The following is a 23,786-nucleotide window of genomic DNA, read 5'->3' on the forward strand; positions in this document are numbered from 1 at the left end:
CATCATTTTCGACGCAAATCCGACGTGTATCTCAATATGATACCTAGATGTAGTGGTTTGCGGACTTTTAGCCCCAAGAATGCGAACGGGGCCGCGCTTGCGACCCCGTTAGGTTGAGTATCAACAGATTCGTCCCCAGAATCATACCCAAGGGCGGGACTGGCTTGCGTGATCCTCGAATTTGTCGATGTGATGGTCTTTTTCCATGGTCAGACCAATGTCATCCAGACCGTTCAGCAGGCAGTGCTTGCGGTGTGGGTCGATGTCGAACTCAATCTCAACACCATCCGATGTGGTGATCTTCTGATCTTCCAGATGCACAGTCATGCGGGCGTTTTCACCCTTGTGCGCGTCGTCCATCAAAATCGCGTGGTGCTCTTCTTCGACCACGATCGGCAGGATGCCGTTCTTGAAGCAGTTGTTAAAAAAGATGTCGGCGAAGCTGGTCGAGATCACGACCTTGATGCCGAAATCCTTGATCGCCCAAGGCGCATGTTCGCGCGATGAGCCGCAGCCGAAATTGTCGCCAGCAACCAGAATCTCGGTCTGACGATAGGCGGGTTTGTTCAGAACGAACTCTTCATTCTCCTGCCCGTCATCGTGATAGCGCATCTCGTCAAACAGAACGACGCCCAGACCGGACCGCTTGATGGTTTTCAGATGCACTTTGGGGATGATCATATCGGTGTCGATGTTGATCAGTGGCATTGGGGCGGCCACCCCGTGGACTTTTTCGAACTTTTCCATCTCTACACTCCTGCAGGAGAGGGCCGCGCCCTGTACCCTGCGTTTAAGCCTCTTTGGCTTTTGTTGTTTCGTCCTTGGGTGCGTTCTTGACGAAGAACGCCATGAAGACCAATCCAAACCCGTTGAACAGCATCTCGATGCCCAGCAGGATACCCAGCAAGCTCAGCAGGGCCGCGGGTTCCGCCGCCGCATAAGACCAGATGATACCGGCCAGAACGATCGACAAGATGCCCGAGATCAGCGTGGGCCAGAAAAACTGCGTTCCCTTCATCTGGAACGACAGGATGACCCGCGCGATGCCACCTGCCATGAACAGGATCAGCATCACGGTCGCTAGCGTCAGCGTGCCCTGCAGCGGGTGATCCAGGAAGGACCAGCCCAGAAACAGCATGACCGCACCCATGATGAGCGACAGGATCTTGTTGCCAGCGCCTTCAACGGTGAAGCCGCCGACAATCTGCAATGCGCCCGCGATCAGCAGCAACACGCCGGTTACGACCGTTACGGCCACGGATGCCACCACCGGCGCGCCCAGTACAAAGACGCCAAACGCGATGGACAGCAGTCCAAGCAAAAGCCATTTGATCCAGTCACTCATGTCTTCAATCCCTCAAATATCTAGATATGAGGGCACCTTACATCAGTTCGCGGACGTCTGTCAGCCGTCCTGTGATTGCCGCTGCGGCAGCCATCGCCGGGCTCAGCAGATGGGTACGTCCACCTCGACCCTGACGGCCTTCGAAGTTGCGGTTCGAAGTTGCGGCGCAGCGCTCGCCCGGTTGCAGCTGGTCGGGGTTCATCGCCAGACACATCGAGCATCCCGCCAGACGCCATTCAAACCCGGCCTCTTTGAAGATATCCGCCAGACCTTCTTCTTCGGCCTGAGCACGCACCAGACCCGAACCCGGTACGACCATGGCGCGCATGCCGTCCTTGATCTTCTTGCCTTTCAGGATCTCGGCAGCAGCGCGCAAGTCTTCGATACGGCCGTTGGTGCATGAGCCGATGAAAACTGTATCGATTTCCACATCGCTCAGCTTCTGACCGGCTTCCAGACCCATGTACTCGATCGAACGGCGGGCCGCGTCGACTTTACCGCCTTCGAAATCTTCGGGGTGCGGTACGGATGCGGTGATCGGCAGCACATCCTCGGGGCTGGTGCCCCAAGTGACGACTGGCGCGATATCTTCGCCGCGCAGGGTGATGACTTTGTCGAAATGCGCGCCTTCGTCGGTATAAAGCGTTTTCCACCAATCCATCGCGGCTTCCCACTGCGCGCCTTTCGGGGCGTGGGGCCGGCCTTTGACGTACTCAAAGGTGGTTTCGTCCGGCGCGATCAGTCCCGCACGCGCACCGCCTTCGATGGCCATGTTGCAAACAGTCATGCGGCCTTCCATCGACAAATCGCGGATCGCTTCGCCGCAATATTCGATGACATAGCCGGTGCCACCAGCGGTGCCGGTCTCACCGATCACGGCCAGAGTGATGTCCTTGGCGGTCACGCCCGGCTGCAATTTGCCGGTGATCTCGACCTTCATGTTCTTGGACTTCTTCTGGATCAGGGTCTGCGTGGCCAGAACGTGCTCGACCTCAGACGTACCGATGCCGTGCGCCAGTGCACCAAACGCGCCGTGGGTGGCGGTGTGGCTGTCACCGCAAACAACGGTCATGCCGGGCAGGGTCCAACCTTGCTCGGGGCCGACGATGTGCACGATACCCTGACGGACGTCATGCACCGGATAATAGTGAATGCCGAAATCCTTGGCGTTCTTGTCCAGCGCTTCGACCTGAATGCGCGATTCGGGGTTTTCGATCCCGTGCACACGATCCGCTGTGGTCGGAACGTTGTGGTCTGGCACGGCGATGGTCTTCTCCGGTGCGCGTACCTTGCGGCCTGCCATACGCAGGCCCTCGAACGCCTGCGGGCTGGTCACTTCGTGCACCAGATGGCGGTCGATATAGAGCAGGCAGGTGCCATCATCGGCTTCGTGCGCGACATGGGCGTCCCAGATCTTGTCATAGAGTGTTTTGGGGGACATCGGTCCTCTCCCGTATGTAATGAGAAATAGCTGGCGAGGTGGCTTAGGCCGCGGATAGGCGGGCCAGAACCGTGCGGGCAGCCCCAAAGAACCGCTCGCGCAGGCGCGCGCGATCTTCCAGGTTCTGAAGTTGGGCTACTGTGAGTCTCATGCGGTCCAGATATATCGGGCCATCGCGTCAATCAAGGTTCAATCGGGGCGCGGGCTTGCATCCAACCACGCGGATGGCCAAGCTGGCGGGTATGAACCAGGATCTGCTACCGGAAACGCTGTCCGAGCTTTATGCCAACATGACGGCGGCGTTCTCAGCACAGTTTGATAACCTGATCGAGCTGATCGTCACGCCGGGCTGGAGGCAGTACCAGCTGGTTATCATCCTGTTTCTGTGGGCGTTGGCGTTTTTCTTGAAACTGCTGACGCAAAACCGATGGGATGCATGGGCCCGCTCGCGCAGCGGGTGGCCGAAATGGCGGTTGCGCATTCTGATCCAGCTGATGCGGCGCCTGACACTGGTCTATTTTGTGCTGCTGTCCTGGGGACTTTATTGGGTCATGCAACACACCACATGGCCTTCGCGCAGCTACATCATTGGTGTATTTGCAACCCTTGCGCTGGCCTGGTTGGCGATCGCGCTGGTCTCGCGGCTGGTGCGCAACCGGACGCTGCGGCAGATTTTCAAATGGTCCATGTGGGTCTACGCAACGCTGGTGGCGCTGAGCCTCACGGATGACGTCGCCGGGTTTCTGGACGGGGTTGCGATCTCGATTGGCGATCTGCACATCTCAGCCTTGGGTATTATCAAAGCGGTCTTGTTGATCGGTGTCTTGCTGACTTTGGCCCGCGTCGGAACCCGCGCCGCAGAGCGGGGGTTGAAAAACAACGACGACATAACGCCTTCGATGCAGGTGCTGCTGGCCAAGGGCATTCAGGTGCTGCTCTATGGTGCGGTTTTCATGGCTGCGATCCGGACGCTCGGCTTCGATCTGACAGGGATTGCTTTGTTGTCCGGTGCGATCGGTGTGGGCATCGGTTTCGGATTACAGAAAGTAGTCTCGAACCTGATTTCGGGCATCATCATCCTGATGGACCGGTCGATCAAGCCGGGCGATGTGATATCGCTGGGTGACACGTTCGGGTGGATCAACTCTCTGGGTGCCCGCTATGTCTCGGTCGTTACGCGGGACGGGCGGGAATATCTGATCCCGAACGAGGATTTGATCACCAACCAAGTGGTGAACTGGTCGCATTCGGACAAGTTCGTTCGGTTAGATCTGGAATTCGGCACCAGCTATGGCGACGATCCGCATAAAGTCCGTGCCACAGCTATCCGGGCTGTGAAGACAGTGGGTCGGGTTCTGAGTGGAGGGTCACATGAACCCGTTTGCCACATCACCGGATTCGGCGACAGCAGCGTGGACTATGTTCTCAGGTTTTGGATCAGTGATCCAACCAAGGGGCTGACCAATATTCGGGGCAATGTCTATCTGGCGCTTTGGGATGCGTTTCAGACTGAGGATATCTCGCTGCCCTTTCCGCAGCGCGAAGTTCGCCTGCTGCCCGACGACGCAGACGCGCAACAACTCGCCAAAGAGTGAGCCTGTGTCACTGCCTGAAACAGCCCGTTCATTGAAATGTTGCATTCCCCTTGTTACCTTAATAGTACCCCAGCGCCGGGGATTTGGCGGCGCGCAGCAAAGGAGGACTATGTCCTGTCTCTACATACCCAGGCGGGTTTGCCCGCCGATGATGGGGCCGGTGTAATGGCCCACTCTCAGTCAATCAGCGACAAGCTGCTTGAACGTATCCTTTCCTCACTTTCCGATGACAAGGCCGAAGACGTCGTGCAGATCAACCTGCAAGGTAAGTCTTCTGTTGCGGATCACATGGTGATTGCCTCGGGTCGGTCGACCCGTCAGGTCTCGGCCATGGCGGAAAAGCTGACGGATCGCATCAAGCAGGAATTCGGTTTCACCTCGAAGGTCGAAGGCAAGGATGCCGGCGACTGGGTGCTGATCGATACGGGCGACGTGATCGTCCATATCTTCCGCCCCGAAGTGCGTGAATTCTATCAGCTGGAAAAGATGTGGCTGCCTCAGGGCGGCAGCGCCTCGGCGAACTGAGGCGCCATCCCGGCCTGTATTGAAGGGCCGGAGGCGAGAGAGATATGCGTATCAGCATAGTTGCGGTTGGGCGATTGCGCGCCGGACCGGAGAAATCCCTGCTTGACGACTACCTGACCCGTTTTGACCGGACCGGCCGTGCGCTGGGCCTTGGTCCCGCACGGGTGATCGAGGTTGAAGACAAGAAAAACGCGGGCATGGGGGCCGAGGCCGCCCTGCTGCGCAAGGCACTACCCAAAGGCGCTGTGATCTGCACGCTGGACGAACGCGGGCGGGTGATGTCGTCGCCGGATTTTGCGCAGAAGCTGAGCGGCTGGCGCGATGCCGGGCGGCAGGATCTGGCGCTGATCATCGGTGGAGCGGACGGAATAGATCCTAACCTGCGGGCTGAAGCAGATTTTTCCATCTCATTCGGATCGATGGTCTGGCCTCATATGCTGGTCCGTGTGATGCTGGCCGAGCAACTCTATCGGGCCGCAACCATCTTGTCGGGCGGTCCCTATCACCGGGTCTGACATGGCGCAGCTTCTGATCGTTTACCATTCGCGCACCGGCGGTGCCCGGCAAATGGCCGAAGCCGCAGCCGAAGCGGCACGGGACGAGGCGGAGATCGTGCTGAAATTCGCCGATCAAGCCGGGCCCAACGACCTGCTGGCCGCTGATGGTTACATCTTTTGCGCACCCGAGAATCTGGCGGCGATTTCGGGCCTCATGAAAGAGTTCTTCGACCGTAGCTACTATCCTGTGCTGGGCAAGATCGAAGGCCGCCCCTATGCCCAGATGATCTGCGCCGGGTCCGACGGGGAAAACGCCGCCCGCCAGATCGCCCGTATTGCCACCGGCTGGCGGCTGAAAGAGGTGCAGCCACCGCTGATCCTCTGCACCCACGCGCAAACGTCTGAGGCCATTCTGGCCGAAAAGACCATTCCACAGGATCAACTGGAGCAATGCCGCGAAATCGGCGCGGCGCTGGGCGCGGGTCTGACGTTGGGCGTGTTTTAGTTAAGGGGAACCACAAAGGTATCTTTTGCCCAACCATCCACATTGGTGCGGGCCTGAACTTGTACCTGAGCAGTACCGACCGGGATAGCGACGCCACTCAATGACCGGGTAAAGGGCTGTTCGTTCTCATGCGGGTGATGCAGTACGCGCATCCCAAGCTCTGTCCCGTCCATATCCAGCACGCGCCAACCGTCGGCATAATCATCCCAGCCGGTTTCAGGATGTGAGACGGTTACATCGAATCGCCACGTATCGCCGCTTTGCTTGGCGGTGACGTTTTCGATGACAGGATCATCGGCAAGGGCGGGGCTGGCCAGAAGGGCCGCAAGAATCACATATCGCATGGTGTGAATGTACGGAGTTGGTGCCGCAAATGGGATCACGTCTTTGTGTTAGCCGTCTGTTTCATCAGGATGGACCGGGATTGCGACGCAAACTCCCGCCGGTAGAGCACGCCAAAGGTGATTACCGCGCCGACCATCAGGGCCACGGGACCGAGGATCCACGCCAATGACGCCAGTGCAAAATAAGTCGCCCGCAAAGCTCGGTTAAAGCTGCGGGCAGCGGTGACGCAAATCTCGGCTGCTTGCGCTGCGCGTGGATAAGCGGCGGGGTCTTCGGGCTCGTTGGGCACCGCGGCCATCAGGATCGCGCAATAGCCGAACAGGCGATGGGCCCAGACATATTTCAGGAAGGCGTTGGCGAGAAAAAGAATCACGATCAGTATCTTGATCTCCCACACAACGGCGGGCGCGCTGCCAATGGCCAAATCATTGGCGACACCGGCCAGACGCTCGGTATTGCCCAGCAGTGCCAGGCCGCCACCAATTGCGATCATCGTGGTCGATGCAAAAAACGTACTGCCTTGCCGCATCGCTGCCACGACCTGTGCGTCGAACATGCGAGGTTGCCGGGTGACCATTTCCCGCATCCAACCGCGACGAAAGTCGTCCATCATCATTGCCACGGATTGTTTTTTGGGTGAGGGGTTTTCGATGCGCCAGCCGATGCCCAGCCATGCGCCAAGCAGCAGCGTGATGGCGATGTAGTCCAACGACGAAAACAGAGCGGCGCGATCAATCCAGGTCATGCTGCGACAGTAGGACCGCAGGTGCGAACTTGCCAGATGGATAAATTGGTAATATTATTTTACCAAATGGAGGTCAACCATGGAAATGCCCACGCCAAGCCCCGCGGTCCTCAGCCGCAAATCCCGGGTCGTCGCGCGATTGTCGCAGGTTCTGCCTGAAGATGCGATCATTCACGATCCTGCTGAGACCCGCGCCTATGAATGTGATGCGCTGACGGCTTACCGATGCCCACCGATGCTGGCCGTTCTGCCGTCGAACACGCAGGAGGTTTCGGACATTCTGCGCATTTGCCATGACGAGGGCGTGCCGGTGGTGCCGCGCGGGTCGGGTACCTCGCTGGCCGGAGGTGCTTTGCCCACAGCGGATTGCGTCATTCTGGGTGTGGCGCGGATGAATAATGTGCTGGAGGTCGACTATGACAACCGTTTCATCAGAGTTCAGTCGGGCCGCACCAATTTGAGCGTCACCGGCGCGGTCGAGGAAGAAGATTTCTTTTACGCGCCCGATCCGTCATCTCAATTGGCCTGCGCGATTGCGGGCAATATCGCGATGAACTCCGGTGGTGCGCATTGTCTGAAATACGGTGTGACCACGAATAACCTGATGGGCGTGACCATGGTGATGATGGACGGCACCGTGGTCGAAATCGGAGGCGCGTATCTGGACGCGGGTGGGCTGGACTTGCTGGGCGTTATCTGCGGCTCCGAAGGGCAGCTGGGCGTGGTGACTGAGGCCACGTTGCGCATTCTGCGCAAGCCAGAGGGTGCCCGGCCTGTGTTGATGGGGTTTGATGACAACGAGATCGCTGGTCAATGTGTCTCTGACATTATCAAATCCGGCATTCTGCCGGTCGCGATCGAGTTCATGGACCGTTTGTGTATTCAGGCCTGTGAGAACTTCGCCAAGGCCGGATATCCTGATTGCGAAGCATTGCTGATTGTCGAGGTCGAAGGCTCGGAGGCCGAGATCGACTATCAATTGTCGAAGATTGTTGAGATCGCTAAACGGCACAACCCGGTCGAGCTACGTGAGAGTCAGTCGGCGGAGGAAAGCGCCAAGATCTGGTTGGGTCGGAAATCGGCCTTTGGGGCGATGGGGCAGATGAACGATTATATGTGCCTTGATGGAACCATACCTGTTTCTGCACTGCCTGCCGTGTTGCGCCGGATCGGCGAGTTGAGCGTCGAATACGGCCTGCCCGTCGGCAATGTCTTTCATGCGGGGGATGGCAATATGCACCCTCTGATCCTGTTTGATGCCAACAAGCCTGGCGATCTTGAGAAATGTGAGGCTTTCGGGGCTGAGATCCTGAAGCTCTGCGTTGATGAGGGCGGCTGCCTGACCGGCGAGCATGGCGTGGGGATCGAAAAGCGCGATCTGATGCATCACCAATATGCTCGCGCAGATCTTGAGGCGCAGATGGCAGTCAAGGATGTGTTCGATCCAGCGTGGTTGCTGAACCCGGCAAAGGTGTTCCCTTTGGACGCGTCCGAGGGGCGCCGGATGGCAGCAGAATAGCGGGCTGGACCTGCGCCAGAACGTGGTGCGGCGGCTACTGATTATCTTTGAACAGAAGAAGTGATATGGGACCAGAGACAGAAGCGGAACTGGCCGAGATGGTGGCGGGGCTGAATGGTCCCGTGCGGATTGCCGGCGGCGGAACGCGTGGGGTGACCGGGGCGGAACCTGTGCTGAGCACAGCAGGGTTGAGCGGTATTGCACTTTATGAACCCGGAGCGTTGACCCTTGTGGCACAGGCAGGGACGTCTTTGGCTGAGATTGAAGCGACGCTGAATGCGGAAGGGCAGCAACTGGCTTTTGAGCCGATGGACCATCGCGGGTTGCTGGGGATCGAGGGCACACCGACCATTGGTGGGGTTGTCGCGGCCAATATATCGGGCCCTCGGCGCATTCAGGCGGGGGCTTGTCGGGATTTTCTGTTGGGTGTCCGCTACGTCGATGGTCTTGGCCAAGTGGTTAAGAATGGTGGTCGGGTAATGAAAAACGTCACCGGCTATGATCTGGTCAAACTGATGGGCGGATCATGGGGCACTTTGGGAGTGTTGACAGAAGTCTCGCTGAAAGTGCTACCCAAACCGGATCAGGTCGCGACCTTATCAATTGCGGTACCAAATGTCGAAACGGCGGTGCAGGCGTTGTCGGCGACGTTGAAATCTCCGTTCGAGGTCACCGGTGCGGCCTATGATCCAGATGCTCAAACGGCCTTTGTTAGGATCGAAGGTTTTGCAGATTCAGTTGCGTATCGGGTTGATAGATTGGCATCGGTGTTAGGGCAGTTCGGTTCTGTGTCAGAAGAGGCTGATCCCGTGTCGATCTGGACGGCCATTCGCGATGTTCATGCGTTTCATGGCAAGCAAGCGGACGTCTGGCGTTTGTCTGTCAAACCTGGCGATGCATCAGAGATCGTCGCTCGCGCCAAGGCCGACCAGTTGCTGCTTGACTGGGGCGGCGGGTTAATCTGGGTACGCGTCCCGGCTGGAACGGATCTCAGAACCCGGTTGGGTGCATTTGCTGGCTATGCGACGCTGGTGCGTGCGGATCATGAGACCTTCGCAAAACTAGGGAGATTTCAGCCAGAGGATGCGGCTATTTCGGCTCTAACACGAGGAATTCAGGCTAAATTCGACCCGCATGGTTTGTTCAATCCGGGGCTGATGAGGTAGGCGATGCAGACGACCTTTAGTGAAAAGCAACTGCAGGACCCGGCGATCCAGCGCTCGAACGAGATACTGCGGAGCTGTGTGCATTGCGGGTTTTGCACAGCGACTTGCCCCACCTATCAGGTACTGGGCGATGAGTTGGACAGCCCGCGCGGCCGTATCTATCTGATCAAGGACATGCTGGAGAATGAGCGTGTTCCGGATGAGAAAACGGTCAAACATATTGACCGGTGCCTCTCATGCCTGGCGTGCATGACGACCTGTCCTTCGGGCGTGCACTATATGCATCTGGTTGATCACGCACGGGAATATATCGAGGCAAATTACAAGCGACCTCTGACAGATCGTATGCTGCGCTGGGTTCTGTCGCGGATATTGCCCTATCCGATGCGATTTCGCTGGGCGCTGATCGGGGCCAAGCTGGGTAGGCCGTTCAGGTTCCTGATGCCAGATGCCAGATTACAGGCGATGCTCGACATGGCGCCGAAACATATTCCCCCGGTCAGCCGCAATGACGATCCGCAGAGTTTCACACCCAAAGGCACGCCGATAAAGCGGGTTGCATTGATGACGGGCTGCGCACAGAAGGCACTCAATACGGACATCAATGACGCCACGATCCGCCTGTTGACGCGTTTGGGGTGTGAGGTGGTCGTGGCCGAAGGTGCAGGTTGCTGCGGTGCGTTGACCCATCACATGGGAAAGACTGCCGAAAGTCACCGTGCCGCCGCGGCCAATATTCGTGCCTGGGCGCGTGAGATGGATACGGATGGGCTGGACGCCATCGTCATAAACACATCCGGTTGTGGTACGACGGTGAAAGACTATGGTCATATGTTCCGCAACGATCCGTTGGCGCAGGATGCCGCGCGAGTCTCAGAGATTGCCATGGATATCAGCGAGCTGCTTGTGCAACTCGATCTGCCGGAAATGATGGGTCAGGATTTGGTTGTTGCTTATCACGCGGCATGCTCGCTCCAACATGGCCAGCAGATCAAATCGCATCCGAAAGATCTGTTAAAGCGGGCCGGATTTACCGTGTTAGAGCCTGTTGACAGTCATCTGTGTTGTGGCAGTGCCGGGACGTATAACCTGATGCAGCCCGAGATTTCAGCCAAGCTGAAGCAGCGCAAAGTGCGCACGCTTGAGGCAAAGAAACCGGATGTGATCGCGGCAGGGAATATCGGCTGCATGATGCAGATCGGTTCTGGCACCAAGACGCCCGTGGTGCATACGGTGGAGCTATTGGATTGGGCAACCGGAGGCCCACGTCCGCGCGCCATGTGCGCAGAATCGTCAGAGATTCCAATCCTGCGCTGATCCCATTGGAGCAACACGGCATTGTTGGGAGTCAAAGCCCTGTGGCGGTGCTGCCCTAATTTTGCCGCACCTCGCGCGTACGACTCGGGGCCGGACCCAATGACCGGAGACCCACGTGCGCAACTGGATCACGGCCTTTGCACTCAGCCTGCTCCCTATGGCCACGCAGGCACAGGATACCGGGCTGGAACGCCTTGAGACCTCGCATGCTGGACGCGCGTGGATGGCTGTGGGGCGTCTGGATATCGACGGAACCGGATTTTGCACCGGGGCGTTGATCTCGCCCACGTTGGTGCTGACGGCAGCGCATTGTCTGTTCGACAAGGTTACAAAGCAACCGATTGATCCGGCACGGATCGAGTTTCTGGCTGGCTGGCGGTTGGGTCACGCGTTGGCCTATCGGGCAGCACAGCGCACTGTCGTACATCCCCAGTACGAATATGATGGCGGGTCCTCGGCTACGCGGGTGCGTCACGATATTGCATTGATCGAGCTGCGGCAGCCGATCCGGAATACCGCTGTCATGCCGTTTGAAACGGGAGATCGCCCGTCAAACGGCGAGGACGTAGGTGTAGTATCTTATGCCCATGACCGGGCCGAGGCGCCGTCACTGCAAGAGGTCTGCTCGGTCATGGCGCGTCAGGCCGGTATTCTGGTGATGTCCTGCGATGTCGATTTTGGGTCTTCTGGGGCGCCAATCTTCTCATTCGATGGTGAGCGTCCGCGCATTGTTTCTGTCGTGGCTGCCAAGGCCGAGATGCACGGCAAGAGCGTGGCGCTGGGCACCGCATTGGATCAGTCACTTGAGCTGCTGCAAGCCGAGTTGTCGCAAGGACGCGGCCTGAACGCATCACCGGTCAACGGTTCCAAGAATCTAGGAGCGAAATTTCTGAAACCATGACCCGATCCTTTCTTATTTTTTCATTGATCTTTTCCGTTCTTTTCACTTCCGCGCACGCTCAGAACAGTGGCAAGCGACGCCTGACTGATCGCGATGACCTGTACGGTTGGGAAGCCGTCGGTCGGCTCGATATCGGCAGCAGTGGCTTCTGCACCGGCACCCTGATTGCGAAGGACATGGTGTTGACGGCTGCGCATTGCGCATTGAATAGAGCAACCGGCAAACCTTATGCCCCCGGAGAGGTGACCTTTCGCGCGGGGTTAAGTGATGGTGAAGCTCTTGCCGAGCGCAAGGTTATCCAGATCGCCGCGCATCCAGATTTCATCGCCAACGCCCCGGTTTCCGTGCCTAGAATCCGCGTTGATGTGGCTCTAATGCGCTTGGAAGAGCCCATTCCTTATGCCATCGCCGATCCGTTCGCCTTGTTCAGCGGGCGGGTCACCGACAGCGAGATCAGCGTCGCCTCATACGGGCGCGGCCGGGCCGAAGCGATCACGCGTCAGCGATCGTGCCAGATTTTGCAGCGCGGGCAGGGGCTGATCAGTTTTGATTGCGACATCACTTTCGGATCGTCCGGTTCCGCGATCCTGGCCAAGAACGGGCCGCGCTGGCAGATTCTCTCGGTTGTATCTGCGGGTGCGTCTGACGGCCGTCGCAAGATCGGCTACGGCATGGAGCTTTCAGGCATCGTGTCGGAGCTAAAGGCCATGATGCGCCGCGATGCGCCGCGTCCGACTGCGACAATCAGGAGGCTGCAGCCGGGGTCTGACAAATCAAGTTCTGGCGCCAAGTTTATCAGCGCAGGCGGGTCTTGAACCGCGCCAATTCTCTTCCCATCTGAGCTGTATCGGGTCGCCTGAACAGGGGCTCGTGCAAACACCGCCCGTCCAAAACGGAGGGCACATTCGCAAATCGCTCAATGAAGAGGATATGACACATGCGTACATTTGATTTTGCACCGCTGCACCGCGCAACCATCGGTTTTGACCGCGTCGCAGACATGATGGATCGGGTTTTGACCAACGACGTGGCTCAGCCCAGCTATCCACCGTACAATATCGAGAAAACCGACATCGACACCTACCGGATTTCTGTTGCTGTCGCCGGCTTCTCGGAAAATGACCTGTCGGTCGAAGTGAAAGAGAACTCGCTGGTCGTCTCTGGCAAGAAAGCCGCTGAAGACAAAGAGCGCAGCTATCTGCACCGTGGCATCGCCACCCGTGCATTCGAGCGCCGTTTCGCTTTGGCCGACCACGTGCGCGTCACCGGCGCGAGCCACGAAAACGGCATGCTTAACATCGACCTCAAGCGCGAGGTGCCTGAGGCCCTGAAACCGCGCAAGATCGAGATCTCTTCGGCCAAGGCCATCGAAAAGGACGTGGTTGACGCCAAAGCCGTGAACTGAGGCATTTGATCACCTTGCGGTAATCTCTTCCTCTCTGGATTATCGCAACACACGCCCCGCGTTCCTCCAGGCGCGGGGCGAAGTTGTATCCAACGTGACCCCGGACATGGCGGGCAGCACGTTCTCACTAAAATCTGGCAATAGTTTAGGTCGTCAGGCTAGTCTCTTCTGGAACAATTCAATGAACTGAATTTTGTTCACTGCCTTCAGAGGGAGACGAAATAGATGCGAATGAAATCCGTTTTTACCGCTATTGCCTGTGCCGTTATTGCATCGACCACACTGACCGCGACATCAACCCGTGCCAACGATACAGGAGCGCTTATCGCTGGGGTCGCGTTGGGTGTGCTGGGAGCGTCGATCGCCAAACACCATCATAAACACGGATCAAAATACCAGAAGCACCCGCATGTTTCTCCCGAAGAAAATGCGATCGGGCTTTGTATGCATCGGACCCACATCGCCATGAGCAATCAAGGCTACTATGCCGTCGATTTTGAGCGGACGCTTTCCTATACAACGAATTCTGATGGCATCGATCTGATTGATCTGGAAGTCGCGCGCTCGAAGGACAGCAATGATGCGCGGAGCTACATAAAAGCCCATTGCGCTATTCAAGATGATGCTGTGGTTAATTTCCGGTACTCAAACTACTGAGCTTGTCCTTCGGCAGCTTCAACTTAAGAAATCCAAGCGCTTCTCTGCTCCCTTCTAAAACCAGGGGGCAATGTGTCTCGGCCTTGCCTCTGCGTCTATCTTTTTGGCGTCGAGTTTGCCACAGTCTTGGTGATTTGGAGACCCAAGGGGATGTAAATTGCCATAACATTCTCTATGTCATTGGATGATAAGAAGAATAGGGATAGCAGATGTCGAACCAGCAATTCGAAGCATTGATTCAAGAGACGCAACAGAAAGTCCGCGAAAGCCAATCGCAGATTGAAGGCTTGACCTCACGGATCGAAGCAGCTCGTGCCAAGATCGGAACCGCCGAGGCGGATATCGACATTGAAAATGCCACTTTGGAAGATGTGCACGCCCATACCGAGGTGATGAACGCCAACATCGCCGAGCTGATCATGGGGCTCGACGACGTGACCAACGCGTTTTCCAAGGATTTCGACGAAATGCGTTCGAAAACCGGGTGGGAGTCGTTCGTCGGCATCTTCGCCAAGGCCAAATCCGAGTCCATGCGGCAGGAACGCATGCGCACCGCCAATATTGATGACAAGCTGCAGGACCTGATCGCCAAGTCCGATGTGATCGTAAAGTTGCTGGAAGGGCAGTTGTCGGTACTGGAGGAACAGCGCGTCAAGGTCGAAGACAACCTAACTGTCACGCTGGATGACCGTGAGGCGACGGTGGCCGAGTTGGAAGCACTGCGCGCCGAGATTCAGGGTATGGACCCGACAATCATCACGCTGGAAAACAAAATCAGCGTCGAACAGGACGCCGCTGCGCGGACCCAGCTGGAAACTGAACTGGCCGAGTTGAACAAGCAGTACAACGCCAAGGTTCAGGAAGAGCAGGTCAAGCTGGCCAAGTCTCAGACGCTGGAGCGCTATATCGAAAAGGGCAAAACCTGGGTCGATTCACTCCAAAATCAGGCGGCGACGCAGATGGTGCTGATCAACAAGCTGCAGACAGACACGCAACAACGCGTGGTGCTGTATGACGCCCTGACCAAATCGCTGAAAACTGCACAGCAGCAGGACGTGGCCCACCGCATCAACGAGATCGGTGTGCAAACCGACCAAGAGGCGCAAACCGCCATGGCCGCTATCGGCACCGCGACCAACCAGAAAATGGCCGACATGCTCGAGGCGCATGAGGACCACATGGTCTTTGCCCGCGACGTGCTGGAGAAAAAGGCCAAGGCGGATGAACGCTTTGCCCGCCGGTTCGCCTCGATTGTCGAGAAGCATGATAAGAATTTGTATGGCGGGTGAGGCGCTTCAGTGACGTTCCGTTCCAAAGGCAAGCCAAAGGGTATACGCGACAGGTTCAGAATAGGGATTCTCTTTGTTGTCTTTGGCGGGTTCCTAACTTTGCTTCTTCTGACAGCTAATTTAATGCCAGACCATTTGGTGACTAAACTTGTGCTGATAGCGGGTGTTCTTTTGGTGACATTCTGCCTCTGCGTTCTGTTCGCCAACGGTCTCATCAAGCTTGAACAGCTTGATGAGAAGTTGTTCGGTCGCCGACAAAGAAAAGAGCGCGTGGATAATGACTGACCCCACCCAAGACCATGTCGGTCTGACCGACACCTTTGCCTCGCGCCGCTATTTCCGCAAATTCGAGGTGATCACCGTCCACCTCCTGCGCGTGGCCGCGACGATGGAGGCCGAAGGCGCGATCTCGAAACAAGAGGTGCGAATCGTATCGCGCTACCTCTCAGGGCTGCTCTACACCTTCCGAGCGCTCAGCATGAAGTACCTGCTGGTCGGGCGCGATACCGGGCGGTTCTTTGGCAGCCTCGCCATGGACAAGCGCGACAGCGGGTTTCCGGTGGCGGCCGAGCTGCTGACGATGGCCAATGATGCGCAACAGGCGCAGGTGCATCTGGCGAATATGCCCTCGGAAGACGACCTGAAAACCGACATGGTGCGGACGATCATTGGCGATCAGGAAATCCCGACCAAACTGCAATTCGCGCTGTCCCAAAGGCTCTATTACGAGGAATTGCTGAAAGGTCAGCTGTTCTGGGCCCGCAACGATCCCGAATGCCACTGGATCGGGAATGAGGGCGAACGGCGCAAGTTCATGATCCATTGGGCGGTCTATGACAGTCAGATCAACCTGCCGGTCATCTATCTGATGCAGCTGGAGGATAGCGGCAAAACCGCCCTTCCCAAAGACCAACGCCGCTGGCCCGAAGTGCAGGCGCATCTGATGGCGCAGTCTCTGGGCGGGTTGAAACTGGTGACCATAGCCAAAGGGTTCGATCAGGATTTCGACGACCTGCACCCCAAACACATGCGCCGCATCCATGTGGGGCCGATGTATTCCTCGGCCTATACCGAGCAATCCGGCCCTCTGCGGCAAGTGCTGGAGGACGCGCAGTCTCCGCAAGGTCAGGACTGGGCACTGGCCTGGACCACTGAAGAACTGGAAAGCGAAGAGGTGATTGAAGAACGCGCCGGGTGGTTCTCGACCGTCGAGCGCGAAGTCTTTGCGCTGGACCCGTTCGGCGGGCAGGGGGCCGAGACCGGGGCCACGCGCACCCAACGCTCGATCATCCTGCCCCAGCGACCGTTTCAGGTGCTGGCCGAACGCAACCCGCCGGGTTTTGTCGACGTACGCAAGTTCGTCGTCAGCAAGGCCGGGCAGGTCTTGAGATATTGAAGACAGTGAAAGCGATTTTGAAATGAGTTTGACGTCAGATCAGATGGAATTGCGCGAAGACGATATTCGCAAGCATTATCCCGCAGCGACCGCTTTGCTGAACGGTTTCGAGCATGCCCCGCGAATTGCAAAGGCAGTTGAGGTCGCCGTTGAACGGTCTCCGGGCGTGACCACGGGTCGAAGGTTTCGGTCGACAACGCCGGGGCTGGTAACACGGCGCACCGTGCGGAAGGACGGAGTGCATTTGGTCGAACGGATCGAAGCCTCGGATGATGGCGATACACTGGTGTCTCCGCCGCAGGCGACCACGCAACAGGCCATCCGTCGTGCTAGTGCCATCGCTCTGGCCGTGGCCGAGGCTTATGCGGAACAGACTCCGCTGGCCGATTTGAAGCGCGCGAATTTGGCCGGAGATCTGCCTGCCGCCCGCAAGACCGAGTTTTCAGAGCTGCTGACTGCCGAGGCGCTTATCACGCTACACACCTTCGGCAACGCGTTGGCCTATCTGCTGTCCTCACATCTTGGCGAAACCACTGTTGATCTTGGCGAAATCGAAGAGGTCTTGACTGACAACGGTCAACTCGCCCTGCACGGCGCGTTGTGGGAACTGGACCAAACGCTCGCTAAACATGCCCCCGACGACGCTCACCTGATCGCCGCCACCAGCGCCTATGCCGAACAGTTGATGGATAAGGCCGCCCTGCGCGCCCAGTCGGCGGGTCACCTAGCCCCGTTTCAGAATGCCGCCTGGCATATCGAGGCGGATGAGCTGACGATCCGGGGCTTTGAACCCGCTTCCAAGGCGAAATCCACCACCTTGACCATGACGTTCAAGAAACCGAACGAGGTGGTCGGCAACCATATCGCCAAGTATCAGGCCATGAAGCTGGCCAAGATGGTCATGGCCTATGACTTCGACCGCCGCCTGAACCCGTTCGCCGAGCTTGGCGGGTTCATCTTTACATTCATGGGCGATGGCAAACCGGGCACCGGCAAGACCACTCTGATCCAGATGATGGCCGGTTTGATCAACGACTATTGCCAGAACGCGGGCTATCCGTTCCGTTATCAGAACCTGAGCACCGACAATATCGACAGCTATCAGGGTAAATCCGGCCAGAACGCCAAGGCGTTTATCAACACAATCATCGACCCCTCGGTGATCGGCTTTGGCACCATCGACGATATCGACCAACTGGCCGGCAAACGCGGCGACCGGCAATCTTCAGCCGGTCAGCTGGAAATCACCGCCGTGCTGATGGAGAGCTTTGCGGGCGCCAATACCGTGGTGCGCGGCAACTGCACCTTTGGCATGTTCTCGAACTACCCTGAGAATGTGGACGACGCCCTGCGTCAGCGGGCGGGCGCGCGGTTCCTCGTAGACGGGCCGCAGACGCGTGAGGACTACATCGACATCCTGCACCTGCTGATGGGCCGCAACCACGACATCCCGCTGGGCGAACACGAGGCTTATGCCGCGCAGGAAATCAAAAAGGCCGTCGCCGCCAGTTTCGAAAGCCATTCCCACCCGCATGAGGACGCTTTACTGCAAGTCTATGACCGGGTGTCCGGCGAGATCGGCCAGTTGGACACGATCGCCAAGCTGGGCACCTATCTCAAGGCGATCCAAGCCGCGGATGAACGTTTCACCGGCCGCGCGATCAAGAACATCACCGATGCGGTCAAGGTTCGCGCGATGGATTTCGAACTGCCCGACGAATGGATGGAAAACCCCGACCTGTTCCTGTCCCGCGACTATGACACCAAGAAGGCCATGATCGAGGACCTGCGCCAGCCGATCACGGTCGAGATGGTGATGCAAGAGATCAACCGCTACGCCGACAGCGAATTCCGCTATGCCGACAAGAGCGACGAGGTCGCCATCGAGAACGCCGTCCGTGAGATGGGCAGGATGGAAGAAGCCAAGCGGCGTTATCTGGAGGTAAGAGCGGATGACTAACCGCATAGCTCATCCTGTAACTTGGGGTGTCGTTGCTACTTTGGGAATCGTTTCCTTCGGCCTTTGGGTGGGGTCTCTTGAAAGCTGTGGTGTTATGGGAGGTTGTAAAACGAAGTTTGACGCTTTTCTGACTGGCAGCCCCAATGAAATTGGAGATACGTTAGCGGGCTTCGCAGGTGCTCTTGCTTTTATTTGGATCATCGTGACCGTCTGGCTCCAGAGCCAAGAGTTAGCTGAGCAGCGCGAAGAGTTACGTTTGACGCGACTTGAGATGAAAGAGCAACGCGAAGCAACGCAAGATATGGCACGCTCTATGTCGGCGCAGGCAAAAATCTTTGAGGATGAAGCTCGACAGCGAGATGAGACTCGGGCAAGGGAGCTATTTGAGGAGTTGATCAAAGAAGTTTGTAAGTATCTATCGGAAAATGATAGCCCGGAGTGGAAGTATCTTCGCGAAAGACAGGACGGCACTAGAACGGCAGGTCGGCAGTCGTTCAATTTTTTCTTCGGCAAAGGATTGAAGCCCGAAAGAAAATTCGAGTTATGGACCGCTCACTGCATCGAAACTGTGGAAGGCATTATCTCTGACTATAACAAGCAGAGAATCGAAGTTTTTCCGTGTCACAGAGGGTACGTTGCTGGTCTGCTTCGAATTCTCGGTAGGATGTTAAATGTTAGGGAGCGTCTTTCGGAAGCTCAACAGGTCAGGTTTGATGCGTTGTCGGTAGAGGACGTATTTGAAGCGCTGAACTCGATATTATATGAGCACTATTGGGGCGCAAAGGAATGATCCGCCTCATCGAAAAAGGCCTGTTGTTCGGCAATCTCGTCCACATCTCCAGCCCGGCTCTGGTCGAGCGGTATAACCGCGCGCTGCAGCATCTGGCGGGCAAGACCACGGCGCTGATGGATTTTCATGTCGATATCTCGGGCTATTCACCGGAGGTGGGGATTGAGCTGGAGGATGAGCTCTACCTCAACCCCAACGGCGTCAACCGGCAGTTCATCCTGCTGACGACCGAGCAGAAACGCGCGCCTCTACTGAACGTCAAATTCTCGACCTCGCGCGATATCCTGCGCGAATTCATCGAGATGAACGAGGCGCAGTTGTTCGCCCTCACCGCCACCGATGCGGTGGCCGGAGAGCTGGTGAACTCGGTCATCAAACTCACCACGCCGGGCGATTTGCTCAATATCAAAAAGATCGAAATCGAGGCCGATACCGCAGGCGGCACCCTGCGCAAGGCTGAGCAACTGGCAGGCATGGTCGAACGGTTCAAAACCGAAGAGGACGCCTGGTTCGATGATGTTCTGATCGCCAAGATGATCGAAACGGCCAAGGAAACCGGCGACGTCACCCGCAACCCGGTGCGCCTGCGCCACACCGCGTTCGAGCAGCGGAATTTCTGGACTGCGCATTTCGGCGGGCTCTATCTGTTCCCTGATCTCGATCACCCAGCGGCGATTTGCATGGGCGAAACGCCCGACGATCTGCCTTTGAAGCACGTGTTTCAAAAGACGCAGCACAATCAGATCGCCAAGTTCCTTGGATTGAATAATCTGGTGGAAACGATCATCGAGGCGCGGGGCGTGAACTCAGCCGCGATCCTTCAGCAAAAGATGGATTTTCTGACCATTTCCACCGCTGCGGATGCGGATGTCGATTTAACCGGGCTGGATCGCAGCGATATGCGCCGTCTGGCGCGAAACCACGCGGATCGCCTGCCTGAGGCGTATCACGGGCTTGCTCAACTTCTGCGCTGGGCAACCGATGGGGGGCCATGGCCGCGCATCGCCTCGGATCATCCGGCCTATTTCTACACATTGCGAGCGACCGATACGCAGCATCGCGATCTGGTCAACATGCTCCTTTCCGAACTGGCCCCGCTGGATCCACGGCAGCTGTTCATTTGCCACAAAGAGCTGTTCTACAACACCTACAAATCCTGGCCCGAGAGCAAGAAAGCCTATGTTGCCGACTTCCTCGCGCGCGAGTATCAGGTGGACAAATCAGGCGCCCGCGCCGCACTGTTCGGGCATGAACCCGACATGAGCGGCAATGACCGTACTAGTGATGCGGTCATTGCTCGGGTTGGTCCCTGGGGCGCGATAAGGAAGGGTTGAGATGTTCGGAGCGATGCGCCTGATAGTGATCCTGCTGATCCTCCAGACGATAGCTTATGTCGCTTTGTCCTTGTATTCGCGCGGTGTGCGTCGCCGCAAGCTTGAGGACTGGTGGGATGCAAAGGGTAAGACCGGCGACAAGGATGCCTTTGTCGCGCGGGGCTTGCACGTTTATGACAACTCATTCCGGCGCAAGCTGATCCTGGGCGTTTACATCGTGCCTTGGGTGGCGATCGGTGCGCTGATCTATATAGTGAATTACATGTGAGAGGTACGGCATGGCCTATGTGAAATGGGCATTCATTATCATCTTTTGGGTCACCGTTGGCGCGATCCTGCAATACTCGCTGCCGCAGCACGACATCGTGCGGATCGTGAATACCTATGAAGAACGACAGGATCTGAATGACTGGACCCGGATTTTCTGGTCAGAGCCCGAGGATCAATCGACCAGTCTGTCCAATCGCGATGTGCAGTTCATTCAGGCGGTCCGCGCCAACGGCAAACCAATCGTCTATCGCAACGAGGATACCGGCTGGGGTTGGCCGCCTTACTTCAAGTTCGATACCGCGAACCTGTATACTGAGGCGAACGATGCCAAATCTACCAAAGACAATCCGGATTGGGTGGTTGTAACCCACTATGGCTGGCGCAATGAATTCATGTCGATCTTTCCCAATGCTGTATTCATCCGGCATGTTGATGGGCCGGATGTGCGGATCATCCCTTGGTTCAACATCATCTTCCTGACCGTGCTCGCAGCCGTTCTCTGGGCGATCTGGGTCCGGTGGCGCCGGTTTCGGCAGAGACGGATTGATCCTGTATTGGAGAACATGGAAGACGGTCTCTATGCCGCAGGCGATGCGATCGGCGAAAAGCGCAGAGGTTTCCGTCGTTGGATTGACAGTTGGAAATCAAAGTAGCGCGTGTGTGACGCGGCCCGAGGCCGCCCGCTCATCTGACGATGAACTCGGCGTGCAGGGCACCTGCGGCTTTGATCGTTTTCAGGATGTCGATCATGTCACGTGGCGAAACCCCTAATGCGTTCAGGCCTGCGACGACCTCGGAGAGTGTGGTTGCCTCGGGGATTTCGGCTAGGCCGGTGCCTTCTTCTTCTTCAATTCCGGCGAAAGTACGGGGGACGACAACCGTTTCACCTCGGGCAAACGGATTGGGTTGCACAACAATGGGGGCTTCTTCGACTGTCAGTGTCAGGTTCCCTTGCGACACGGCAACACGCGAAATCCTGACGTCCTGACCCATTACGATGGTCCCTGACCTCTGATCCACGACCACACGCGCTTTGCTCTCGGGTTCGACAAGGATGTTTTCGATCCGGCTAATCGCGTGCGCGGTTGAGACCGCCTGCGTTGCGGTGATGCTCAGCTCGACCGTTCCGGAATCCCGCATCAGCGCCACTGCGCGATTGAATTCGGTATTGATGGCGGCTTCGATGCGACCCGCTGTTGTGAAATCCGGTTCCCGCAAGGCCAGTCTGAGCTGCGTTAATTCGGACAGCTCAAAATCAATCTCGCGCTCGACCCGAGCGCCAGAGGGAATGACTCCCGAGGTTGGCACGCCGCGCGTAACGGTGGCCGCTTCACCTTCGGCAACCGCGCCGCCCGCCAGCACTGTGCCCTGCGCCACGGCGTAAATCTGACCATCCGCTGCGTTGAGGGGCGTCATCACCAGCGTTCCGCCCAACAAGCTCTTGGAATCTCCGATGGCGGAGACCGTGATATCAATCTGCCCTCCGACGCGCGCGAAAGGAGGCAGGCTGGCAGTGACCAGTACGGCGGCAACGTTTTTTGGACGAAAATCCTCACCATTCACGTTGACGCCCAGCCGTTCGAGGATGTTGGACATGATTTCTTCAGTGAAGGGCGAATTGCGCAACCCATCGCCTGTTCCGTTCAATCCGACAACCAGACCGTAACCCACCAGATCGTTGCCACGCACGCCGTCAAAATCCACCAAGTCCTTGAGGCGGATCGCCCCGGCGGTGACGATGCCGGGCAGCAAACATAGTATCAGGGCAAGAACTTTCATCTCAGGAAATTCACCAGTGACAGGTTTGCGTTGCGGACGGTGACGGAATAGAGGCTTTCCAGTTGAAACTGTACGGTTTGCAGTCGGGCTGCAGTCTCGTAGGGGTCAGCAGAAATCAGGTTGTTTCTTGCACCTTCGGCGCTGGTTTTTGCCGCAGCGTTGCGAATCGCGGCCTGCTCAATGCGCGCCTCGGCCGCACCAACTCCGGCGCGTATCTTGATCGTGGCGTCTTGTGCGTTGGCAAGATCAACGCCCATTTGGGTAAACAATGCTGTACGTAACGTGGGGGACCAGTTCAACGCATCCTCAGACGCGAGCGCGGCGACCGCGACATCGCGAACTGCGGCTTTCAAAGCGGGATCAGTTGCCGTGATCGGCAGATCAATCCGTTCGTTTTCGGAGATTTGCATTGACGAAAGCGGTGTCGCGCTGCCCCGGTAGATCACTGCATCAAACCCGGCGGGATTATTGAACCAATCCTCGGCAGCTTGCCGGATATCGCTTGCCGTGGTCAGCCCGCTCAGCTCTGTCTGCAACGCGTTCAGCAGCACATCGGCTGATGGCAGGGGCGAAATATCGGTTGAGGTACCAGAAAACAGGCTTCGCCCTCCTGCACGGCTGTTTAGGGCCGACATCATCGTGTCCAACTCGTTTCGTGCCTGAACGGAGGCCTGTTCATGAGTCACCGTCTGATTGGCGGTCCCGAACGACAGCAGCGACGCAGAGACTTCAGACATGGACTCACCGAAGGTTTTCAGGCTCAGTTGCATCGCATCGGTGAACAATCCAGCTTCGGCAGTGGCGACCGAAAAGGCCTGCAACCGTTCGAGGTTGCGTTCCAGAGCCAGCAGATGCGAATAGTCGCCCGCCAGTCGGCCCGAGATATCCTGCACTTTGCCCGATGACATTTCATAAGAAAGGGTTTCGATCTGCGATTTGATCTCAGTGCTGCGGGTTCGCAGGGTCAGGCCGCGTGCCAGATCGCCAATAGAATTCAATGTCATG

The 23,786-nt window shown here is 57.3% G+C and carries 26 protein-coding genes; 18 read left to right on the forward strand and 8 right to left on the reverse strand.

Annotation, left to right across the window (positions count from 1 at the left end; all coding sequences use genetic code 11):
- Window positions 1-141: 141 nt before the first annotated feature.
- Genes leuD through ACR0IV_RS10025 form a run of 4 tightly spaced genes read right to left on the reverse strand, consistent with a single transcriptional unit; the run spans window position 142 to window position 2,937 of the window.
- On the reverse strand, window positions 142-747 hold the full coding sequence (gene leuD / locus ACR0IV_RS10010) for a 3-isopropylmalate dehydratase small subunit (protein ID WP_480485038.1): 606 nt from the start codon (window positions 745-747) through the stop codon (window positions 142-144).
- 43 nt (window positions 748-790) lie between these two features.
- A complete protein-coding gene (locus ACR0IV_RS10015; RefSeq protein WP_480660039.1) occupies window positions 791-1,345 on the reverse strand; it encodes an HdeD family acid-resistance protein in 555 nt (184 codons plus the stop codon).
- Between the two features lie 37 nt (window positions 1,346-1,382).
- Window positions 1,383-2,786, reverse strand: coding sequence for a 3-isopropylmalate dehydratase large subunit (gene leuC, locus ACR0IV_RS10020; RefSeq protein ID WP_480660040.1), 1,404 nt, complete (start codon window positions 2,784-2,786; stop codon window positions 1,383-1,385).
- A 43-nt stretch (window positions 2,787-2,829) separates the two neighbouring features.
- Window positions 2,830-2,937 (reverse strand): isopropylmalate isomerase, encoded by a 108-nt coding sequence (locus ACR0IV_RS10025; RefSeq protein WP_480656603.1) that lies wholly within the window; start codon window positions 2,935-2,937, stop codon window positions 2,830-2,832.
- Between the two features lie 91 nt (window positions 2,938-3,028).
- Here ACR0IV_RS10025 and ACR0IV_RS10030 point away from each other — a divergent pair, with 91 nt between their 5' ends.
- The 4 genes from ACR0IV_RS10030 to ACR0IV_RS10045 all read left to right on the forward strand — a co-directional run bounded on the left by ACR0IV_RS10030 (window position 3,029) and on the right by ACR0IV_RS10045 (window position 5,908).
- Window positions 3,029-4,381 (forward strand): mechanosensitive ion channel family protein, encoded by a 1,353-nt coding sequence (locus ACR0IV_RS10030; RefSeq protein ID WP_480692806.1) that lies wholly within the window; start codon window positions 3,029-3,031, stop codon window positions 4,379-4,381.
- Between the two features lie 165 nt (window positions 4,382-4,546).
- Window positions 4,547-4,906, forward strand: coding sequence for a ribosome silencing factor (gene rsfS, locus ACR0IV_RS10035; protein ID WP_058276550.1), 360 nt, complete (start codon window positions 4,547-4,549; stop codon window positions 4,904-4,906).
- Between the two features lie 44 nt (window positions 4,907-4,950).
- On the forward strand, window positions 4,951-5,421 hold the full coding sequence (rlmH, locus tag ACR0IV_RS10040) for a 23S rRNA (pseudouridine(1915)-N(3))-methyltransferase RlmH (protein WP_480660042.1): 471 nt from the start codon (window positions 4,951-4,953) through the stop codon (window positions 5,419-5,421).
- Window position 5,422: 1 nt separating this feature from the next.
- On the forward strand, window positions 5,423-5,908 hold the full coding sequence (locus ACR0IV_RS10045) for a flavodoxin family protein (RefSeq protein WP_480660043.1): 486 nt from the start codon (window positions 5,423-5,425) through the stop codon (window positions 5,906-5,908).
- Here the strand turns inward: ACR0IV_RS10045 and ACR0IV_RS10050 are convergent.
- Both ACR0IV_RS10050 and ACR0IV_RS10055 read right to left on the reverse strand, forming a co-directional pair.
- Window positions 5,905-6,252 (reverse strand): hypothetical protein, encoded by a 348-nt coding sequence (locus ACR0IV_RS10050; protein ID WP_480660044.1) that lies wholly within the window; start codon window positions 6,250-6,252, stop codon window positions 5,905-5,907. The genes ACR0IV_RS10045 and ACR0IV_RS10050 overlap by 4 nt on opposite strands.
- 35 nt (window positions 6,253-6,287) lie before the next feature.
- Window positions 6,288-6,998 carry a DUF599 domain-containing protein gene (locus ACR0IV_RS10055; RefSeq protein WP_480471152.1) on the reverse strand — a complete coding sequence of 237 codons (711 nt, stop codon included), beginning with the start codon at window positions 6,996-6,998 and terminating at the stop codon, window positions 6,288-6,290.
- Between the two features lie 79 nt (window positions 6,999-7,077).
- On the opposite strand from ACR0IV_RS10055, the gene ACR0IV_RS10060 reads away from it, so the two are divergent.
- From ACR0IV_RS10060 to ACR0IV_RS10125, 14 genes are all read left to right on the forward strand, one after another.
- Complete coding sequence (locus ACR0IV_RS10060) at window positions 7,078-8,517, forward strand: FAD-linked oxidase C-terminal domain-containing protein (RefSeq protein ID WP_480660045.1); 1,440 nt, start codon at window positions 7,078-7,080, stop codon at window positions 8,515-8,517.
- 65 nt (window positions 8,518-8,582) lie between these two features.
- Window positions 8,583-9,683, forward strand: a complete 1,101-nt coding sequence (locus ACR0IV_RS10065) for an FAD-binding protein (RefSeq protein WP_480660046.1) — start codon at window positions 8,583-8,585, stop codon at window positions 9,681-9,683.
- A gap of 3 nt (window positions 9,684-9,686) precedes the next feature.
- Window positions 9,687-11,000 (forward strand): glycolate oxidase subunit GlcF, encoded by a 1,314-nt coding sequence (gene glcF, locus ACR0IV_RS10070; protein WP_480660047.1) that lies wholly within the window; start codon window positions 9,687-9,689, stop codon window positions 10,998-11,000.
- A 115-nt stretch (window positions 11,001-11,115) separates the two neighbouring features.
- Window positions 11,116-11,901: a trypsin-like serine peptidase gene (locus tag ACR0IV_RS10075; RefSeq protein WP_480471148.1), complete on the forward strand. Its 786-nt coding sequence runs from the start codon at window positions 11,116-11,118 to the stop codon at window positions 11,899-11,901.
- Window positions 11,898-12,716: a trypsin-like serine peptidase gene (locus ACR0IV_RS10080; RefSeq protein ID WP_480660048.1), complete on the forward strand. Its 819-nt coding sequence runs from the start codon at window positions 11,898-11,900 to the stop codon at window positions 12,714-12,716. The genes ACR0IV_RS10075 and ACR0IV_RS10080 overlap by 4 nt, the downstream gene beginning before the upstream one ends.
- A gap of 122 nt (window positions 12,717-12,838) precedes the next feature.
- On the forward strand, window positions 12,839-13,306 hold the full coding sequence (locus ACR0IV_RS10085) for an Hsp20 family protein (protein ID WP_480660049.1): 468 nt from the start codon (window positions 12,839-12,841) through the stop codon (window positions 13,304-13,306).
- 225 nt (window positions 13,307-13,531) lie between these two features.
- Window positions 13,532-13,963: a hypothetical protein gene (locus ACR0IV_RS10090; protein ID WP_480692810.1), complete on the forward strand. Its 432-nt coding sequence runs from the start codon at window positions 13,532-13,534 to the stop codon at window positions 13,961-13,963.
- Window positions 13,964-14,172: 209 nt separating this feature from the next.
- Window positions 14,173-15,252: a coiled-coil domain-containing protein gene (locus ACR0IV_RS10095; protein ID WP_170423295.1), complete on the forward strand. Its 1,080-nt coding sequence runs from the start codon at window positions 14,173-14,175 to the stop codon at window positions 15,250-15,252.
- A 277-nt stretch (window positions 15,253-15,529) separates the two neighbouring features.
- Entirely contained in the window at window positions 15,530-16,648 is a 1,119-nt protein-coding gene (locus ACR0IV_RS10100) for a hypothetical protein (RefSeq protein ID WP_480471143.1), read from the forward strand.
- 22 nt (window positions 16,649-16,670) lie between these two features.
- Complete coding sequence (locus ACR0IV_RS10105; RefSeq protein ID WP_480660051.1) at window positions 16,671-18,608, forward strand: AAA family ATPase; 1,938 nt, start codon at window positions 16,671-16,673, stop codon at window positions 18,606-18,608.
- Window positions 18,601-19,398 (forward strand): hypothetical protein, encoded by a 798-nt coding sequence (locus tag ACR0IV_RS10110; RefSeq protein WP_480660052.1) that lies wholly within the window; start codon window positions 18,601-18,603, stop codon window positions 19,396-19,398. Before ACR0IV_RS10105 ends, ACR0IV_RS10110 begins: the two co-directional genes overlap by 8 nt.
- On the forward strand, window positions 19,395-20,732 hold the full coding sequence (locus ACR0IV_RS10115; protein ID WP_480660053.1) for a DUF6638 family protein: 1,338 nt from the start codon (window positions 19,395-19,397) through the stop codon (window positions 20,730-20,732). Before ACR0IV_RS10110 ends, ACR0IV_RS10115 begins: the two co-directional genes overlap by 4 nt.
- Window position 20,733: 1 nt before the next feature.
- Entirely contained in the window at window positions 20,734-21,000 is a 267-nt protein-coding gene (locus ACR0IV_RS10120; protein WP_480660054.1) for a hypothetical protein, read from the forward strand.
- Window positions 21,001-21,010: 10 nt separating this feature from the next.
- Window positions 21,011-21,655: a DUF1523 family protein gene (locus tag ACR0IV_RS10125; RefSeq protein WP_480660055.1), complete on the forward strand. Its 645-nt coding sequence runs from the start codon at window positions 21,011-21,013 to the stop codon at window positions 21,653-21,655.
- 31 nt (window positions 21,656-21,686) lie between these two features.
- On the opposite strand, the gene ACR0IV_RS10130 is transcribed toward ACR0IV_RS10125, so the two are convergent.
- Both ACR0IV_RS10130 and ACR0IV_RS10135 read right to left on the reverse strand, forming a co-directional pair.
- Window positions 21,687-22,781: a flagellar basal body P-ring protein FlgI gene (locus tag ACR0IV_RS10130; protein WP_480660056.1), complete on the reverse strand. Its 1,095-nt coding sequence runs from the start codon at window positions 22,779-22,781 to the stop codon at window positions 21,687-21,689.
- A complete protein-coding gene (locus ACR0IV_RS10135) occupies window positions 22,778-23,785 on the reverse strand; it encodes a flagellin (RefSeq protein ID WP_480660057.1) in 1,008 nt (335 codons plus the stop codon). Before ACR0IV_RS10135 ends, ACR0IV_RS10130 begins: the two co-directional genes overlap by 4 nt.
- Between the last annotated feature and the right edge of the window lies 1 nt (window position 23,786).

This window comes from Ruegeria sp. C2, from assembly GCF_056537765.1.

What these genes read in the sequence shown, in the direction of transcription:
- leuD (WP_480485038.1), bottom strand. Translation starts at nt 747, where the DNA reads ATGGAAAAGTTCGAAAAAGTCCACGGGGTGGCCGCCCCAATGCCACTG.
- ACR0IV_RS10015 (WP_480660039.1), bottom strand. Translation starts at nt 1,345, where the DNA reads ATGAGTGACTGGATCAAATGGCTTTTGCTTGGACTGCTGTCCATCGCG.
- leuC (WP_480660040.1), bottom strand. Translation starts at nt 2,786, where the DNA reads ATGTCCCCCAAAACACTCTATGACAAGATCTGGGACGCCCATGTCGCG.
- ACR0IV_RS10025 (WP_480656603.1), bottom strand. Translation starts at nt 2,937, where the DNA reads ATGAGACTCACAGTAGCCCAACTTCAGAACCTGGAAGATCGCGCGCGC.
- ACR0IV_RS10030 (WP_480692806.1), top strand. Translation starts at nt 3,029, where the DNA reads ATGAACCAGGATCTGCTACCGGAAACGCTGTCCGAGCTTTATGCCAAC.
- rsfS (WP_058276550.1), top strand. Translation starts at nt 4,547, where the DNA reads ATGGCCCACTCTCAGTCAATCAGCGACAAGCTGCTTGAACGTATCCTT.
- rlmH (WP_480660042.1), top strand. Translation starts at nt 4,951, where the DNA reads ATGCGTATCAGCATAGTTGCGGTTGGGCGATTGCGCGCCGGACCGGAG.
- ACR0IV_RS10045 (WP_480660043.1), top strand. Translation starts at nt 5,423, where the DNA reads ATGGCGCAGCTTCTGATCGTTTACCATTCGCGCACCGGCGGTGCCCGG.
- ACR0IV_RS10050 (WP_480660044.1), bottom strand. Translation starts at nt 6,252, where the DNA reads ATGCGATATGTGATTCTTGCGGCCCTTCTGGCCAGCCCCGCCCTTGCC.
- ACR0IV_RS10055 (WP_480471152.1), bottom strand. Translation starts at nt 6,998, where the DNA reads ATGACCTGGATTGATCGCGCCGCTCTGTTTTCGTCGTTGGACTACATC.
- ACR0IV_RS10060 (WP_480660045.1), top strand. Translation starts at nt 7,078, where the DNA reads ATGGAAATGCCCACGCCAAGCCCCGCGGTCCTCAGCCGCAAATCCCGG.
- ACR0IV_RS10065 (WP_480660046.1), top strand. Translation starts at nt 8,583, where the DNA reads ATGGGACCAGAGACAGAAGCGGAACTGGCCGAGATGGTGGCGGGGCTG.
- glcF (WP_480660047.1), top strand. Translation starts at nt 9,687, where the DNA reads ATGCAGACGACCTTTAGTGAAAAGCAACTGCAGGACCCGGCGATCCAG.
- ACR0IV_RS10080 (WP_480660048.1), top strand. Translation starts at nt 11,898, where the DNA reads ATGACCCGATCCTTTCTTATTTTTTCATTGATCTTTTCCGTTCTTTTC.
- ACR0IV_RS10085 (WP_480660049.1), top strand. Translation starts at nt 12,839, where the DNA reads ATGCGTACATTTGATTTTGCACCGCTGCACCGCGCAACCATCGGTTTT.
- ACR0IV_RS10090 (WP_480692810.1), top strand. Translation starts at nt 13,532, where the DNA reads ATGCGAATGAAATCCGTTTTTACCGCTATTGCCTGTGCCGTTATTGCA.
- ACR0IV_RS10095 (WP_170423295.1), top strand. Translation starts at nt 14,173, where the DNA reads ATGTCGAACCAGCAATTCGAAGCATTGATTCAAGAGACGCAACAGAAA.
- ACR0IV_RS10100 (WP_480471143.1), top strand. Translation starts at nt 15,530, where the DNA reads ATGACTGACCCCACCCAAGACCATGTCGGTCTGACCGACACCTTTGCC.
- ACR0IV_RS10105 (WP_480660051.1), top strand. Translation starts at nt 16,671, where the DNA reads ATGAGTTTGACGTCAGATCAGATGGAATTGCGCGAAGACGATATTCGC.
- ACR0IV_RS10110 (WP_480660052.1), top strand. Translation starts at nt 18,601, where the DNA reads ATGACTAACCGCATAGCTCATCCTGTAACTTGGGGTGTCGTTGCTACT.
- ACR0IV_RS10115 (WP_480660053.1), top strand. Translation starts at nt 19,395, where the DNA reads ATGATCCGCCTCATCGAAAAAGGCCTGTTGTTCGGCAATCTCGTCCAC.
- ACR0IV_RS10120 (WP_480660054.1), top strand. Translation starts at nt 20,734, where the DNA reads ATGTTCGGAGCGATGCGCCTGATAGTGATCCTGCTGATCCTCCAGACG.
- ACR0IV_RS10125 (WP_480660055.1), top strand. Translation starts at nt 21,011, where the DNA reads ATGGCCTATGTGAAATGGGCATTCATTATCATCTTTTGGGTCACCGTT.
- ACR0IV_RS10130 (WP_480660056.1), bottom strand. Translation starts at nt 22,781, where the DNA reads ATGAAAGTTCTTGCCCTGATACTATGTTTGCTGCCCGGCATCGTCACC.
- ACR0IV_RS10135 (WP_480660057.1), bottom strand. Translation starts at nt 23,785, where the DNA reads ATGACATTGAATTCTATTGGCGATCTGGCACGCGGCCTGACCCTGCGA.